General features: G+C 65.3%; 14 protein-coding genes. 6 read left to right on the forward strand and 8 right to left on the reverse strand.

Features of this window, described 5'->3' with window-relative positions:
• The first annotated feature begins 124 nt into the window (after positions 1 to 124).
• Genes BLU84_RS15595 through BLU84_RS15615 form a run of 5 tightly spaced genes read left to right on the forward strand, consistent with a single transcriptional unit; the run spans position 125 to position 3,958 of the window.
• Positions 125 to 961 carry a hypothetical protein gene (locus BLU84_RS15595; RefSeq protein ID WP_074869190.1) on the forward strand — a complete coding sequence of 279 codons (837 nt, stop codon included), beginning with the start codon at positions 125 to 127 and terminating at the stop codon, positions 959 to 961.
• The gene (locus BLU84_RS15600; protein WP_139175042.1) at positions 961 to 2,079 is read left to right on the forward strand and encodes a hypothetical protein; all 1,119 of its coding nucleotides are present in this window, start codon (positions 961 to 963) and stop codon (positions 2,077 to 2,079) included. Before BLU84_RS15595 ends, BLU84_RS15600 begins: the two co-directional genes overlap by 1 nt.
• Entirely contained in the window at positions 2,079 to 3,185 is a 1,107-nt protein-coding gene (locus BLU84_RS15605; RefSeq protein WP_074869199.1) for a hypothetical protein, read from the forward strand. Before BLU84_RS15600 ends, BLU84_RS15605 begins: the two co-directional genes overlap by 1 nt.
• Before the next feature lie 2 nt (positions 3,186 to 3,187).
• Entirely contained in the window at positions 3,188 to 3,559 is a 372-nt protein-coding gene (locus BLU84_RS25805; RefSeq protein WP_211664556.1) for a tail fiber assembly protein, read from the forward strand.
• A 45-nt stretch (positions 3,560 to 3,604) separates the two neighbouring features.
• Positions 3,605 to 3,958, forward strand: a complete 354-nt coding sequence (locus BLU84_RS15615; RefSeq protein WP_074869202.1) for a hypothetical protein — start codon at positions 3,605 to 3,607, stop codon at positions 3,956 to 3,958.
• Positions 3,959 to 3,964: 6 nt separating this feature from the next.
• Here the strand turns inward: BLU84_RS15615 and BLU84_RS15620 are convergent, their stop codons facing one another.
• The 5 genes from BLU84_RS15620 to BLU84_RS26610 all read right to left on the reverse strand — a co-directional run bounded on the left by BLU84_RS15620 (position 3,965) and on the right by BLU84_RS26610 (position 10,741).
• Complete coding sequence (locus BLU84_RS15620) at positions 3,965 to 5,107, reverse strand: tyrosine-type recombinase/integrase (protein ID WP_074869207.1); 1,143 nt, start codon at positions 5,105 to 5,107, stop codon at positions 3,965 to 3,967.
• A 197-nt stretch (positions 5,108 to 5,304) separates the two neighbouring features.
• Positions 5,305 to 6,402, reverse strand: a complete 1,098-nt coding sequence (locus BLU84_RS15625) for an XVIPCD domain-containing protein (RefSeq protein WP_233431162.1) — start codon at positions 6,400 to 6,402, stop codon at positions 5,305 to 5,307.
• A 276-nt stretch (positions 6,403 to 6,678) separates the two neighbouring features.
• A complete protein-coding gene (locus BLU84_RS26605; RefSeq protein WP_139175043.1) occupies positions 6,679 to 7,293 on the reverse strand; it encodes a hypothetical protein in 615 nt (204 codons plus the stop codon).
• A 699-nt stretch (positions 7,294 to 7,992) separates the two neighbouring features.
• Complete coding sequence (locus BLU84_RS15635) at positions 7,993 to 8,835, reverse strand: HNH endonuclease (protein ID WP_074869213.1); 843 nt, start codon at positions 8,833 to 8,835, stop codon at positions 7,993 to 7,995.
• A 118-nt stretch (positions 8,836 to 8,953) separates the two neighbouring features.
• Positions 8,954 to 10,741 (reverse strand): SGNH/GDSL hydrolase family protein, encoded by a 1,788-nt coding sequence (locus tag BLU84_RS26610; protein WP_139175044.1) that lies wholly within the window; start codon positions 10,739 to 10,741, stop codon positions 8,954 to 8,956.
• Positions 10,742 to 11,282: 541 nt separating this feature from the next.
• Here BLU84_RS26610 and BLU84_RS15645 point away from each other — a divergent pair.
• Positions 11,283 to 12,311: a saccharopine dehydrogenase family protein gene (locus BLU84_RS15645; RefSeq protein WP_211664557.1), complete on the forward strand. Its 1,029-nt coding sequence runs from the start codon at positions 11,283 to 11,285 to the stop codon at positions 12,309 to 12,311.
• A gap of 7 nt (positions 12,312 to 12,318) precedes the next feature.
• Here BLU84_RS15645 and BLU84_RS15650 read toward each other — a convergent pair whose 3' ends face one another.
• The 3 genes from BLU84_RS15650 to BLU84_RS15660 all read right to left on the reverse strand — a co-directional run bounded on the left by BLU84_RS15650 (position 12,319) and on the right by BLU84_RS15660 (position 15,273).
• On the reverse strand, positions 12,319 to 13,674 hold the full coding sequence (locus BLU84_RS15650; RefSeq protein WP_074869224.1) for a sensor histidine kinase: 1,356 nt from the start codon (positions 13,672 to 13,674) through the stop codon (positions 12,319 to 12,321).
• Positions 13,671 to 14,411: a response regulator gene (locus BLU84_RS15655; protein WP_074869229.1), complete on the reverse strand. Its 741-nt coding sequence runs from the start codon at positions 14,409 to 14,411 to the stop codon at positions 13,671 to 13,673. The genes BLU84_RS15650 and BLU84_RS15655 overlap by 4 nt, the downstream gene beginning before the upstream one ends.
• A gap of 304 nt (positions 14,412 to 14,715) precedes the next feature.
• Positions 14,716 to 15,273 (reverse strand): thioredoxin family protein, encoded by a 558-nt coding sequence (locus tag BLU84_RS15660; protein ID WP_083382677.1) that lies wholly within the window; start codon positions 15,271 to 15,273, stop codon positions 14,716 to 14,718.
• Positions 15,274 to 15,286 lie beyond the last annotated feature (13 nt).

Raw genomic sequence — 15,286 nt, forward strand, 5'->3', positions numbered from 1 at the left:
AAACTTTCCCCAACCATCCATGACCCGCACCCGCTAGGGCGCCCCACGGCGCCGGCGCGCCAATCCTACCCCAGCCCCCCAGAGCCCCGCCAAGTGCGGGGCTTTCGCTTTTGGAGCCCCCGCAATGGCCAGCTTCCGCATCCTCGACCGGCTGCGCGTCTTCTACAACCTGAACGGCACCGCGCCGGCGTCTGGCGGCCGGGTCGACTTCTTCGAAGCCGGCACGACCGCCCCGAAGGCGGTTTACGCCAACCCGGAGCTGAGCGTTTCGAACGGCAGCACGATCCAGCTCGACGCGGCCGGCCGGCTGCTGCTCGACTGCTGGGGGGAGGGCGCCTACAAGGTCCGCCAGTACGACGAGGATGGCACGTTCGTCGCCGAGATGGACGATGTCGAGATCCCCGGCGGCGCCGACCTGCAGATCCCGACACCGCTGGAGTCCGGCGCGGTGCTGTCGAACAACGGCTCCATCCTTCTCTGGCTGGCGACCCTGCTGATCCCCGATCCGACCGGGCAGGCCAATAAGGTCCTTTCGAATAACGGCGCTGGCCTGCTGTGGAAGGAGATCAACATCCCGACGCCGCCGGCGCCGGACATCGTGCTGAGCGGTGACGGTGCGTCAGGTCTCTTCCGGTTCGGCACCAGCGCGGTAGCGAAGAAGGCGGTGATCCTGTTCGGCAGCGATAGCATGCCAGCGAGCGGCCAGATCCAGGCGGCGGGCAGCTTCAGTTTCAAGCTGGGCACCGACCCGTTCTCGTTTGATGAGCCGCCGCGGGTGTTCGTGATCCCGACCACCTCCGCAGCGACATCCCAAGGCGACATCCCTGGCTGCGCGGTCGTGGGGTCGACAACGACCGGTTACGCGGTGGCGATGTCGACGACCTTCGGGCAGACCAGCGCGCGCATCCAGTCGCCTGTGCCATTCAACTTCGTCGCCATCGGCTTCAAGACGGTGCCTTGATGGCTGACCTAGGCATTCCGCGGCCAGGACATCGGCTATTTGAGGTCGACCGGTTCGGCACACCACTGCCGACGAAGGACTGGTATCGCTTCTGGCAGCAGATCGCGGAGCGCGCTCTCGCGGCGGGCGTGCCGCTATCCGACTTCACCAGCCTGCTGCTGTACCTGGGCTCGGACGATGGCACGCTTGCCGGGCTTCCGCCCTACAACCCGGGCGGCGGCGGCCTGCCGGCGAACGCCAACGTCCTCGGAACCCTGTCCGTGGAGACCAGCGGCGCGCTGTCGCAGGGCGTCGTGCTGGTCAACCTGATCAACGACGTCGACATCCCGGCGCCGACGACCTACTACGGCGCCGACGGCACCGGCGCCAAGGGCTGGTTCCCGATCGCGGATGCCTTCGCCGCGCAGCCCGAGATCACGCTGACGGTTGGCTCCGACGGCGTCACTACCATTTCGATCACGCCGGTTCCCGACAGCGGCGCCGGCACGCTGCAGGCGATCACCCGCAACAGCCTCGGCCAGGTGACCGGCACGCGCGACGCGACAATCACCGGCACGGCAGACCGCATCAACGTGGCCAACGGCGACGCCGCGGCCGGGCTGCCCACGATCGACCTGGCCACGGTGCCCAACACCGCCGGTGGCGTCTTCCGCGTCTTCGACGTGGACAACTGGGGGCGCGTCACCGCGCGCACGGCGCGCACGATCAGCGGCACGGCGGGACAGGTCGCGGTCACCAACGGCACCGGCGCCGCCGGCGACCCCACGGTAGCGCTGGCCCCAGTGGCGAACGCTGGTGGCGGCACGCTGCAAAAGACCACCTTCGATAGCTTCGGCCGCGCCTCGGGCTACAGCGCCGCCACTACCGATGACCTGACCGAAGGTGCCGGGAATCTCTGGTTCACCGCGGAGCGCGCGCAGGACGCCGTTGGCGCGGCCATTGCGGCCGGCACCGGGGACGGAGTGACGCTGTCCTACAACGACGCCGGCAACGCGATCAACGCCACCAACACCGATAAGGGCAGCGTGGCCGTCGCCGCGCACGTAGCCGCGGCCGACCCACACCCGCAGTACACCACCACCGCCGAGGCCCTGTACCTCGTCTCGCTGAGGTTCTGATGATCCTTCTGAACAACCTCCAGTCGCTTCAGGTCGTGCTGGCCGCCGCCGTGGCGACGGCGCAGCCGCAGTTCTATGCCGGCTATGTCGACCTCGCGGCGGGCGCCCTGAGTACGCCGGCGCCGGTGACCGGCACGACCAACAGCACGACCGCGGTGACTTGGGTTACGGCGCCAGCGGCGAGCACCACGCGCCAAGTCAAGGCGCTCAGCCTCTACAACGCCGACACCACTTCGGTCACGGCGACCGTGCGGGTCAACGACAACGGGACGATCCGCATCCTACTGGTGGCCACGCTGTTGCCTGGTCAGACGCTGCAGTTCGTCGACGGGGTGGGCTGGACAACGCTGCCAGCGGCGGCGGCGCTGGTCATCGGCAACGGCTTCAAGAACTACCTCGTGAACGGCGACTTCGCGCTCAACCAGCGCGCTTTCGCTGGCGGCGCGCTGGCGGCGGGAATCTACGGCTTCGACCGCTGGAAGGCCGGCACCGGCGGCTGCAACGTCAGCCTGAGCGGCGGAGTGCTCACCCACACGTCGGGCCCGCTGGCCCAGGTAATCGAAGCGCCGCGGCTCAATAGCGAGGTCATCACCGTTTCGGTCGAGGATCCCAGTGGCAGCATCACCGTCAACGTCGACGGCCAAACCGGAACGATCACCGCCGGCAGCGGCCGCCGCGGCGTGCAGATCGTCGTCCCAGCCGGCAGCACCGGAAATGTCACCCTGACGCTGACCGCGACAGGCGTTACCTACAAGCGCGTCCAGCTTGAGCGCGGCGGCGCCGCGACCGGCTTTGAATGGCGGCCAGCATCAATCGAGGTCCTTCTCGCCACGCGCTACTACCAGTCGAGCAAGTCGTTCGCCTCCGGCGCTTACTGGACCGGACAGGTCACCAGCGGCAGCGCATACGCGGCTGCGCGCGCCTTCGCGACCCAGATGCGGGCCAACCCATCAGTGGCGCTCAACAGCAAGGCCGGTGTCAATTTCGACACGACGACCATGTCCATCATCGACGCTGACGTTGCAGGCTTCCGATTCCAGGCCACGGCCAACGGCACGGGCGCTGGCACGATGCTGGCTCAGTGGACTGCAGACGCGGAGCTATGACCATGTACCGACTTACAGACGATCCGGACACCGTGCTGCGGCTCGATACCGACACCCTGATCCCGCGCGGACACCGCTGGTGGGCCGAGTATGAGGCGTGGCTGGCTGCCAGCAATGAACCGGCGCCAGCGCCGGACACGCGGGCAACCGAGGCTCGCGCGCGGCGCGATGCGCTTCTGCGGGCAAGCGACTGGACCCAGCTCGCGGATTCGCCACTCTCCATCGCCGATCGGCAGGCATGGCTAGCCTACCGGGTTGCTCTGCGAGACCTGCCGCGCCTGCCGGGATTCCCAGACATACCATGGCCGCAGCCGCCGGCTATGGGCGAGGGGACCGCCGATGCTGGGGATGCGCTGGGGATGCGCGCTGCCTGACCGCCGGTCTCAGCCTGGGCGACGGGCGCGCCTACGATGCCCGGCATGGACCCCGCGCTGCGTCAGCCCTACATCTTGCCGGACCGCTTCGAATGGGCGAACTCGGCGCACACCGATTTCCGCGAGGCCCACATCATCGTGTATCGGCGCGAGCGCTGGGTCGCGGCCGCGCTGCCGCGCAAGCGGGGCGGGGGCTGGGAGGCGTTCACCGGCATGTACCGGCGGATGATTAAGGTCGCGTCCTGGCACAACTTCGAGCGCGAGGCCGAGGCCGTCCGCTGGATCGCTGTGTGGGTGACCAAGTACGAGCGCCAGATCGTGCGCGAGATGCCGACCGGCGATCGCCACCCTCCGGTGGCGCCGCGGTATGTGCTGGAGCGCATGAAGCACGGCCGGTGATCCCCCTCAACCAGCGCAGTGTGCGGCCCAGGCCTCCATCAACTCCCGGCGCTTGTCCAGCAGCGCCCCCCGGCGGTAGGCCGCTTCTGCCTTTTCCTTGATCGTGTGCGCCAGCGCCATTTCGATGACATGCCGAGGGAACGACGTTGTCTCGTATGCCCAATCGCTGAAAGTTGAGCGCATCCCATGCACTGTGTAGGGCTGGCCGAGCCCGCGCGGCGGCGTCCGCTGCAGCAAGAAGAGCATGGTGTTTTCGGACAGGGGGAAGGGCGGCTTGGTTCGCGGCAGAGCGGCCAGTATGGCGATCGCAGCATCCGAGAGTGGGATCGAATGGGCTCTCCCCGCTTTCATGTGCTGCGCTGGCCGGTTCCAGACCTTGGATGCCAGATCGAATTCTGCCCATGTGGCAGATGTCACCTCGGCCGTCCGTGCCGCGGTGAGGATGGTGAACTCCAGTGCTCGCCGGCCAGCCCCGGCCTCCGCGCGCAACAGGCGCATGAAGGCGGGCAGGTCAGGGTAGGGCATCGCAGGGAAGTTGCGCTTCTTCGCCACCTTGCTGGGCTTGGCCAACAGCTTGTCCAAATGGCCCTTCCAACGAAACGGATTGTCCCCGGCGACCAGGCCCGAGACGCGCGCAAAGTCCCAGACGCGCTCGCAGCGGCCACGCAGGCGCGTCGCCGTCTCCGTCTTGTTTGACCACAAGGGGCGAAGGCAGGCGAGAGCCGCGGCCGTATCGATCGATTTGATGGGGGTCTCGCTACCCGGGCCGTAATCGGCCAGTGACTGCTCCCATTGCTGAGCCTGCGCTGGCGTCTTCCAACTGGGTTTCAGGCTGGCAATCAAGGCCTCGCAGGACTGCCCCCAGGTCGCACCGGTGGACGCACGAGCTTGGATACGAAGCTCGATGGGGTCTTTCCCATCCGCCACGAGCCGGCGCGCTTCGTACGCCCGCTGGCGCGCATCCTGAAGGCTAACCGCCGCCACAGGGCCGATGCCCATCTCCCGCCGTCGGCGCGAACGCTGGAAGCGGAAGATCCACGACCGCGCTCCTGTTGGGGTAACCTGCAGATACAGGCCGCCGCCATCAGCGTGATACCCGGGGCCCAGGGTCTGAACCTGCCGAGCCGAAAGCCGCTTTTCTCCGCGCATTCCTACCCACCACTCTACCCACCACTTGCTACCGGACCATATTGGAACGCAGTCGCATGGGTTGGGATTCGAATCCCTTCGCTATCAGCGTCTTGCGGAACTAATCGGAACCGGGCGGAGTTCCATTAGCGGCCACTCTCTCCGCCAGATTTCACAAACCCCTGATCTTTCAGGGGATCAGCTCGCAAACGCCAGGCCTAGAGCGATAGGCTTGGACCGCCCTGACGCGGATTGTCCTGCTGAACCTGTTGCTCCTGTTGCTGCTCGATCGCTTGCTTCTGCTTGATACGCTCAGCCTGCTCTAAGTTGTGCTGAGCGGGTTGCTGGCAGGCCTGCCGACCGTCCACTTGAGCATGGAAGAACGGCCCCTTGTCGCCGTATGGCGCATAGACCGCGAAGACATTTTCCGCGCCGTCCTGCCCCATGCCGCCACAGACCATGTCTACACGTTGGAGCATGGGATCCGAGGTCTTTTCTTTGAACAGTGCGCCGGCAACATTGCGGCTCTTTTCGTCGTCCCACTGGCCAGTGCCACGCACCCACTCGTGGATACGATTGAAGGTTTCGAAATCTGAATGTGCAGGATTGTCAGCCAGCAGTGGCTTCTTTTCTTGCGTAATCGCGATATCTGGTTGCTGGCTAGAACCATCTCCAAGCTGCTGAATTCCAATCGATCGGCGCTGGCCGTTGGAAAGGTCTATGAAGTCGAAGGCGTTCCCTTTTCCGCCCAGATCGACACCTGCGTCTTCCACCCTTTGCTTGGCGGTCTTTAGGGAAGACAAGTTGACTTCGATCTGCGGCATCGCTTGTGTGGTTCCGCGGCCGTAGTCCTTCCATGCATCTGATGCGGCGCCGAGAGCGTAAGCCGCATAGTTGTCGTCGTAGTTAGATGTGCCTTTCAGGCCCAGGGTCTTGGCGCCTTTGTCGAAATGACACACGGCAACGCGTTCGACCGCAGGGCTATCGATCTTGCCGCCGGTCAGTTGAAATCCATTGGCATTTAATTGAATGCCGGCGTCAAGCTTTCCCTTGTCAATGCACTCGGTTCCCGAATCGGCGCGCTTCAGGAAGGCGTTCATATCGAAGTTGCCGTTGTTGGACTTGGCTACTCGACTTGCAACCGAATTCATTGATACGAGTTCGGCAAGTGCCTCGTTATGCCGGAAATCTTCAATGGCGCGCTTGGCGGAAGGAGTGATATCAATGCTGCTCTCACCATCCCGAGTTGCGGTCTTGACCATCTGGTCAATTTCATAGGCGTAGCGGTATTCAGTGATCTCAGCAGACCTTGCCATCAGTGCATGACCGGTTTCATGTCCGATGACGCTGGTCAGGGCATCAAACCGCGCTTCTTTTCGCTCGATCGCGAAATACTCCGGATTGATGCTGATCGTGCCTTTTCCCTGCTGTAGTGACCACCCTCATGTGGGTCTTGGGACAGCGAAAAACCTCTGAGCCGTTGATCTTCGATCGCCTTGAGCATGACGCTCTGTAAATAGGGGGAGCTGTCGACCGCAGCCCGCACATCGGCAAGAGCCGATGTTGGAAGATCGGATTGCCCGATAACCCTCTCAATCCTCGGGTCGGCCATCTTGCTTGGCTTCCAAATCAAAGTTGATCTGCCAGATGCATGCCGAGGTGTATCTATCGAGGTCCAACTGCACGAACCCTTTTAAGGGGCCCAAGTCCCTTGAGAAACTCATGCTCGGATCCAGCCCCTGGGGGGCTCGTTTGCCCTTGTAGCCCGCTGCTTCCAAATGCTGGGCGAGGCGATCGAAGTTCAGTGCGCAGGGCTGGCTTTCGGATTGATCGATACGAATGGATACATGTTGCCCCGGAGCGGTCGGATACAGGGTCTCTATCTCAACGGTATAGGTGCCCGAACCGAGCGCGCCGCGGGCGCCGGCTCGCTTGCCATCATCATAAGAGGCAAGTGCAATGCCCAAGGTTTGACCAACGAACAGAGGCTGCGTTTGCTTCACTTCCCGAAGCTCGCCAGCCAGGCGCACGATACCGGCCTCTAGTGTTGCGGGAGTAAGGTCAGGTGCTTGAGGCGGTGCCGGTTGTTCTGTAGACGGCGCTTGGCCTTGTTTATCAGTTGAAGCAGCCCTAGCGGCTTCGTCGACTGCAGCGGCGGCCCTATCCTGTTCGGCCCGGGCATCCTGAGGTGAGGGGGATCCTTGCATGGGGTTCTCCAGTGCGGTTCGATCATCGGATGGCGCTTGTGCGCATGCCAACAGCCCTGTGGTCATGGCTAGAAGCGCGACATTCGTAACGCAGAGGAGAAAACGAGAGCTCCCGTTGCTATTGATACCCATAGCCAATGCCTGGAAATGGTTGCTGGAACTAAGCATAACGCCATTCCCTTAAGGCAGAGAACACGCCGTGGGTTGCGTAGTCTCAGCTTTGAAGAGCGAGGTGCGGTCGTGTGCCCATGTGCAAGGGAAAATCACAAACGCAGTGGAAGATGCGAGGCTAAGATTGAATTGAATCAGCCAAACGCTTTTCGTCGACGCAATGCGGTTCTTCATAAACAACGCCCCCGACATGCGGAGGCGTTTGATAGATCCGGCGGCGGCCTTACTATCTCTGAAGCGGCAGCGCGTTGTATCTAGCAACGGCTGCGAGCGGCAGTAGCAGCTACAGACCCAGGCATCGACCCCAAGCAACAATCTAAAGCTGATCCTGAAGTCTGCAACCCCTCGCACCGAGCCTAGGACACCGGCAGCCGAACGGTGGCCCGATTAGCTCGCGCCCGGTGACAATCCGGGGCTGACCGCGGGGAAGCGGAAGGCTGCCTTAAACGGCCGGAGAGAATGTTCGTAACCCACGGTTCGCGCTCGCTTCCGTAATCTACCGCCAGTTCGCCGCAAGACGGCTATCGCCTACACGGTTGAGCCCGCGAGCTGGGCGGACAGCTCGGCTTGTATAGCGTCTCTCTTCAAACCGTAATGGGCTTGGCGGTGATGGTCCGGGCAAAGGGCAGCCACATTGCTGGGGGCGTCGATACCGCCTTCGCACAACGCGATCACGTGATGGGTCTCGAGATAGATGCTGCCCGCCATCGTTTCGAACCCTGGCGCGCCGCAGTATTCGCAGCGCCCCGAGGCTCGGTCGAGCACCTGTCTTCGCACTGCGGAGCTGCGGTCGTAGACCTTCGACAGGCGCAACTCGCGCTGAAGCGATGCGGAAACGGCGTCGAACTGGTCGATGTACTTGGGTGCGGCGAGTCCGCGTTGCAGCACGCAATCCCCGTTCGTCCAATCGTAGGACACCACGTGCCAAGGCTCGGGATCGAGGAGGCGACGTTCCACCTTGGACGATTGGTCGTTGCGGGCGGCGAGGTCGGCCTGCTGGCCATCTACGATGATGGCGCGTACGGACAATTTCTCGCGAAACGCCTTTTGAAGGCCTTCGTCCAGCGATCGGGCGCGCCGGGCGATCACCGAGCGCGTGTTCGGATACTCGTGATTCTTCGCAATCTGCCACAGGTTTAGCTTCTGGATCCAACGCGCTTGCGCATCGATCTCGATGTTCGCGAACCACAAGCACACGACGATTCTGTCGGGAGCGACAAAGACCCATTCATAGCAGTATTTGGGGTTAGCGGCGGGATGCCGTCCGTCGTAGTTGGCCCAATCGCTGACGTCCACTCCCGCGTCGCGTACCAGGTCCATCACCAAGCGCAGTTCCGTCGGGCGCAATATGTCTAGTGGGTTGGTTGTCATGGAGGATCGTTGCCTGGAGCGGTTGGTGATGGCCGGACCTCATCGGCTCTGTGAGCCGTCTAGGGTTGCGGGATTGGTTGCGGCCGATATTCTCGCTCGCCTAGCGAGCAAGGTGCAGTCATGGCGCTTGCGCAGTGGCGACACGAAGTAGTCGGCAGAACTCGGGCTGCCCGCGCCACTGCTCACGCAAGCCGCAAACCACGGCATCGGCCAGATTTGCGTGGTACTCCGCGGTGGGATGGAAGCTGCCGCGGACCATCGCGTTCCAGCCGGTCAACCCGAAACGGTTGCGATTGAGGATCAGGGCCGTGTCGTTGGAAGAGCGGAACCAACGATTGCGGACCGCGTAAGGCTGAAAATCCGCAGGATCGACGCCGTCCCAGCCGCCTTCTGGGCGCGGTAGCGGCCACTGCAGTTCCTGTTCGGAATGGGCGCTGTTCTCGGGTTGGACCGCACAGATGCCGTGGCGCTGGCCGAGGCGTTCGGGTGCATCGATGAGCCTCATCTCCGGACCTCCGGCGGTCGACCAAGTCCGCCCGACTTCTTCGGCCGATTCACGTACCCGCCGTTGGATCGGACGAATGATGTCGTTGCGCGCCTGCTCCTGCTCGGCCGGGACAATGCCAGGCTGGGCCATGAAGTTGAACGGTCCGTCGAGCAGCTTAAGCACCTGAAACGCCGAGTTCCGGCAATAGCCATCTTTGCCGGACGCATACTCTGGCGCGCATTGTGCCTGAACGCCTTGCGCGCAGGCGCTACCGTCTTCGCGCTCGAGCGGGTCGGCGTAGCTCGTCCACAGCACTTGGGTTTGCGGTCCCAGCGCAAGGCGTTCGGACAACCTGGAAAAGCTCTGGGCGAAATTGCGCTGAAGATTTGTTTGGATCACCGCGCTGCCTCTGGCGCTGCCTTGAGAGATGCCGAGCATCCCACGCAGCCGCCATTGGCCGAGGGAGCCCAGCCACGACCGCCCTTTAGCTGGCATAAGCATCTGCATGATCGCCTTGCTGAAAAGCGCATCGTTTCCGCCTAGTGACACCATCACGATTTCCGGAGCGCGATAGCCGCCGTCGTTGGAGAGCGCCGCGCGTGCGGCTTCGATCTGCGAGGACTTGAGCCGCTTGGCGCGTTGGCCGGAGCGGGTTTCAGCCAGTTCGCGTTGCCCGCTCAGATAGAAATCGCCGGTCACGGCGCCACTGCATGCCAGAGGCACGAAGCGCACGACCCGATGGTTGCTTTGCGCAGCCAACCACAGCGCGGAGACATTTTGATAGCTATACAGAGAGCGGTGGCAGCGGTAATCGAGCCATTGCGCCGGCGAAGCCAACGCCCGTCCAGTTTGTATCCAACGGGCCTTGGCATCGGTAAGCCGGCGCCAGTCGTCGCCTTCGGGCCTGAGGTAGCGCGCCGGTTGGTCTGGATTGCCTTCGCCGGAGGCATACGAATCGCCCAGGCCCAGCACGAGCAGGTCCTCAACGCGCGCGGGCGAACCGGAGCGCAAGAGGGATCCATCGGGCAACGCGACTTCGATCACGGCGCCGTCGGGATAGGGAATCTCCAACGCCGCCTCGTCGGAGCACGGCGCGTCGGCTCGGGAGTCTCCGGCGGTCCAATGGCACTGTCCCTCGATGCCGGGTGCGATCAGCCGTGCGAGGACGCGGTGGCTCTTGGGACGAGATGCGAAGCCGGGTCGAAACTGTTCTCGCGCTTCGTCCCACTGAGTGCCCGTTTCGCCGGGCCAGGGAAACGGGCCGTTTCGAGCCAGGCGCGAGTACCAATTGCTCGGCGATTCGGCCGGCCCGGGCAGCAGACTGGTGACCAGGGCGGGATCATCGATCAGCGGATAAGGATTCTCCACCCACCAGACGATCGCAGCGGGTTGCGCGGCCGCGTGTGTAGCGCCCAACAAGGCGATAAATCCTAGTGTCCATCGAAGCATTTGCCTTCCCCCTCGGTCTTGGCGAACGACATGCGGACGTGCGGCCAGAGCGGGACCGCGCCTTCGGACAGTCGGACGAGCGGACGAAGCGAGGGCGACGAGCCTGTATGTGGTCGCTGATCGGGAGGCGGCTGCCGGTGCGGATAAGCCGGTAGGGCGTCCATGTCCATGTCCCCTGCATGAAAAGATACTGCGCTTGCGTCGAGTAGCCGACAACCCTCCAACCGACGTACGGTCGCGCAAAACATCGCGGCGATCTGAGGACAACGAACGATTGCATTCAGACCGGCCAGGCACCGTCAGTGCGGGGCGGGCGTTCGGTCTCGTTCCTGCACTTGCATCGCACGCAACGACGAAACTCGGTGGGCGCGCGCGAAGTTCCACAAGCCCTGTCCGAGGCAGCGTGATACCCAGCAATGGAGACTAAAGATTCTGACAGCGCGGATGCGGTGGATCGCTTTCAATGCGCTTCAACCCACTGCTAGCGAAGAGAGCCTTTATGGCCGCAACCATGCTCAGTACCATCGCCGTCTTCGGCGCCTACGGCCACACCGGCCGCTTCGTCGTCGCGCGCTTGCGCGAGCGCGGCTGGCGGCCGCGCCTGTGCGGGCGCGATCCCGTCAAGCTGACGCAGGCGGCGGCCGCGTGGCCGGACAGCGAAACCTGCGTGGCCCGGATCGACGATCCGGCCTCGCTCGATGCCGCCCTGGCCGGTTGCGCCGCGGTGCTGAACTGCGCCGGGCCGTTTTCCGACACCGCCGCGCCGTTGATCGAAGCGGCCTTGCGCGCTCGTATCCCTTATCTCGACACCGCCGCTGAGCAGCAGCCGGTGTTGGCGGCGTTCGAGCGCTACGACGCTGCGGCGCGCGCGGCCGGCATCGCGGTGGTTCCGGCGATGGCGTTCTACGGCGGCCTCGGCGATCTGCTCGCGACCGCGGCGATGGGCGATTGGGATCGCGCCGATGCGGTCGAAGTCGCGGTGGCGCTGGACGGGTGGCATCCGACCGCGGGCACGCGCATCACCGGCGAGCGCAACACGGCCAAGCGGCTGGTGATCGAGCGCGGCGCGTTGGCGGAACTGCCGAGCCCGCCGCCGCAGCGCGATTGGACGTTCCCGCCGCCGTTCGGCGCGCAGGCGGTGGCCGCCGTGCCGATGAGCGAAATCGCGCTGTTGTCGCGCCATCTGAACATCGGCAGCGCGATGGCTTATCTGGATCGGGGCTCGCTGCGCGATGTGCGCGATCCGCAGACGCCGGCGCCGGTCGCCGCCGATGCCAGCGGGCGGTCGGCGCAGGTGTTCGCGATCGAGGCTTCGGTGCGGCGCGGCGGGCAGGTGCGGCGGTTGGGCGCGGCCGGCCGCGACATCTATGCGGTGACCGCGCCGCTGCTGGTGGAGGCGATGGAGCGGGTGCTCGACGGCCGTTGCCGCGGCGTCGGCGTGCGCGCCGCGGGCGATGTGTTCGATGCGGCGGATTTTCTCGCCGCGCTGGCGCCGGAGCCGTTGCGCCTGTATCTGGGCGGCGACCCGGGCGTCGAGTGAGCGTGGCTCAGTCGCGTCCCTGCGCCGGCAACCACAGCGACGCGCGCAGGCCGCCGCCTTCGCGCTGCGACAGGCTCAGCCGTCCGCCCAGCGACGACGCCAGTTGCTGGGCGATGGCCAGGCCCAGCCCGGTGCCGCCGGTGTCGCGGTTGCGCGAGGCTTCCAGGCGGTAGAACGGCTGCATCACCGCGTCGAGTTCCTCGGCCGGAATGCCGGGGCCGCGGTCGAGCACGTCGATGCGGAAACCGTCGTCGTCGCAGCGCGCGACTTCGACCTCGGCCGCGTCGGCGTACTTCACCGCGTTGTCGATCAGATTGCAGGCCACCCGCCGCAGCGCGTGCACGCGCGCGACCAGCGGCGCGCCGGCGCGACCGGACAGGGTCACCGCCTTGCCGGTGTCCTGGTAATCGCAGACCACGCTGTCGAGGAAGGCATCGAGGTCGAGCCGGATCGCAGGTTCCGCGGTGCCGTGGGCGCTGCGGGCGTAGTCCACGCCTTCGCGCACCAGGTGCTGGATCTGCTCCAGATCGTCGAGCAGGCGCGTGCGTTCGGGCGATTCGTCCATCGCCTCGGTGCGCAGGCGCATGCGCGTGATCGGGGTCTGCAGGTCGTGCGAAATCGAGGCGAGGATCTGCAGGCGCTCGCGCAGATAAGCGGCGATGCGGTCCTGCATGGCGTTGAACGCGGCCGCGGCCTGGGCGACTTCGGTCGGCCCGGTTTCGCCCAGGCGCTTGCCGCCGCTGGCCGGGCTCAGCGCCTGCGCGGCCTGCGCCAGTTGCTCCAGCGGCCGCGTCGCCAGCCGCACCGCCAGCCACGCGCACAGCACCAGCAGCGCCAGCTGCGCGGCCAGCACATAAGGCAGCCATTGCGCGATCGGCATGGTCGAGGGCATCACCTCGATGGTCAGCGGCCGGCCGTCGCTGAGGGTGAGATGGATCTGGAAGCGCTCCGGGCGCCGCTCGACGGTTTCGGTGCGGATCGGGTAGCGCGAACCCAGCACGCCGCCGACCATCTGGGAAATATCCTGCGCGCGTTCGCTGAGCTGCGGCGTTCCGGGCTCGCCGGCGCTGAGCAGGTAGTGGTAGGTGCGGCGCTTGAACTGCGGCAGCCACTGCGCGCGCTCGTCCGCGGGCAAGCGGTCGAGCATCGCCACCGTGGTGCGCACGTCCAGCTCGAGGTTGCCGAGCATCATCGAGGTCGCGGTGACGTAGCGCTCGTAGAACAGCAGCGAAAACGACAGCGTGTGCGCCAGCGCCAGGCCGGCGAACAGGATCAGGTACAGCCGCGAGGCCATGCTGCGCGGCAGCCAGCCGCGCGCGCGCCGCGGCGCGGCGTCGCCGGGATCGGCGCCGGCGGCGCTCATGAGCCTTCGCCGACCAGGGTGACCGCTTGCGAGAACACATAGCCCTCGCTGCGCACGGTCTTGATGTAGGACTGATCGCGCGCGTCGTCCTGCAGGCGCTGGCGCAGGCGGCTGACCAGCAGGTCGATGGAGCGGTCGAAATGCTCGGCGTCGCGGCCCTGGGTGAGGTTGAGCAACTGGTCGCGGCTGAGCACGCGCTGGGGATGGTCGAGAAACACCCGCAGCAGGCGGAACTCGCCGCCGCTGAGCGCGATCGCGGTGCCTTCGGCATCGAGCAGGTGGCGCGCGGTGGTGTCCAGGCGCCAGCGGCCGAACGCGATCAAGCGCACGGCTTCGCTGACCCGCAGGTTCGGCGGCAGCATGCGCGTGCGCCGGATCACCGCGTTGATGCGCGCCAGCAGTTCGCGCGGCGAGAACGGTTTGGCCAGATAGTCGTCGGCGCCCATCTCCAGGCCGACGATGCGGTCGGTGGCGTCGTCGCGCGCGGTCAGCATCAGTACCGGGATCGCCTTGTGCGGGCCGGCGCGCAGGTTGCGGCACAGCACCAGGCCGTCGTCGCCGGGCAGCATCAGGTCGAGCACGATCAGGTCGATGTCCTGCGCCTCCAGCGCCGCGCGCATCTCGCGTCCGTCGGCGGCGGTGCTGGCGCGCAGGCCGTTCTTGCGCAGGTAGTCGGCGACCATCTCGCGGATGTCGCGGTCGTCGTCGACGATCAGGATGTGGTCGCTGGGTTTCATGGCCGGTCCAATGGAGCATTGCGGGCGATTATGCACTCGGGCAGGGCGCAGCGATGGCGGACGACGACGCACTGTAGGACGAGGACGCAGTCGTGCAATGCGGCATCCCCCCATTTCCCGTCATTCCGGCGAAAGCCGGAACCCATTTTGATCTTGAGTTGGATGTTTCCCGACACGCGTAACGTGGGCGCAAAGTCAAAATGGATTCCGGCTTTCGCCCGAATGACGGGGTTTTGGAGCTTTTGGAGCTTTTGGAGCTTTTGGAGCTTTTGGGGTTTTGGGGCTTTGGGAGCGCCGGGGCGGCTCAGCGCTGCGCCAGCAACTCGCGGATCATCGCCTCGGTCTGCTCGTAATCGCCCTCGCCGTAATGCCGGTAGACGATGCGCCCGTCGCGGTCGATCAGGTACAGCGCCGGCCAGAAGCGGTTGCCGTAGGCGTTCCAGGTGGCGTAGTCGTTGTCCTGGGCGACCGGATACTCGATCCCCAGGCGCTTCACCGCAGCCTGGACGTTGCCGCTGAGATGCTCGTAATCGTATTCGGGCGTGTGCACGCCGACCACGGCCAGGCCTTGCCCGGCGTAGCGCCGATGCCACTGGTTGACGTGCGGCTGCACGTGCAGGCAGTTGATGCAGGCGTAGGTCCAGAACTCGACCAGCACCACCTTGCCGCGCAGTTGGCTCATGCGCAGCGGTGCGCTGTTGATCCAGCGGTGGATGCCCTGGAAATCGGGTGCCGGCGGCGCCGGCTGGCGCGCGCTCGGCTGTACCGGTTCGGCCTGCGCGCCGGGCGTGCAGGCCACGGCGCCCAGGCACAGGCTCAGCGCCAGCAGCAGCGGTTTGATCGCGATGGGGGTCTTGGGCATGGCGGGGCTCCTG

Source organism: Lysobacter enzymogenes (assembly GCF_900106525.1).
Lineage (GTDB): Bacteria > Pseudomonadota > Gammaproteobacteria > Xanthomonadales > Xanthomonadaceae > Lysobacter > Lysobacter enzymogenes.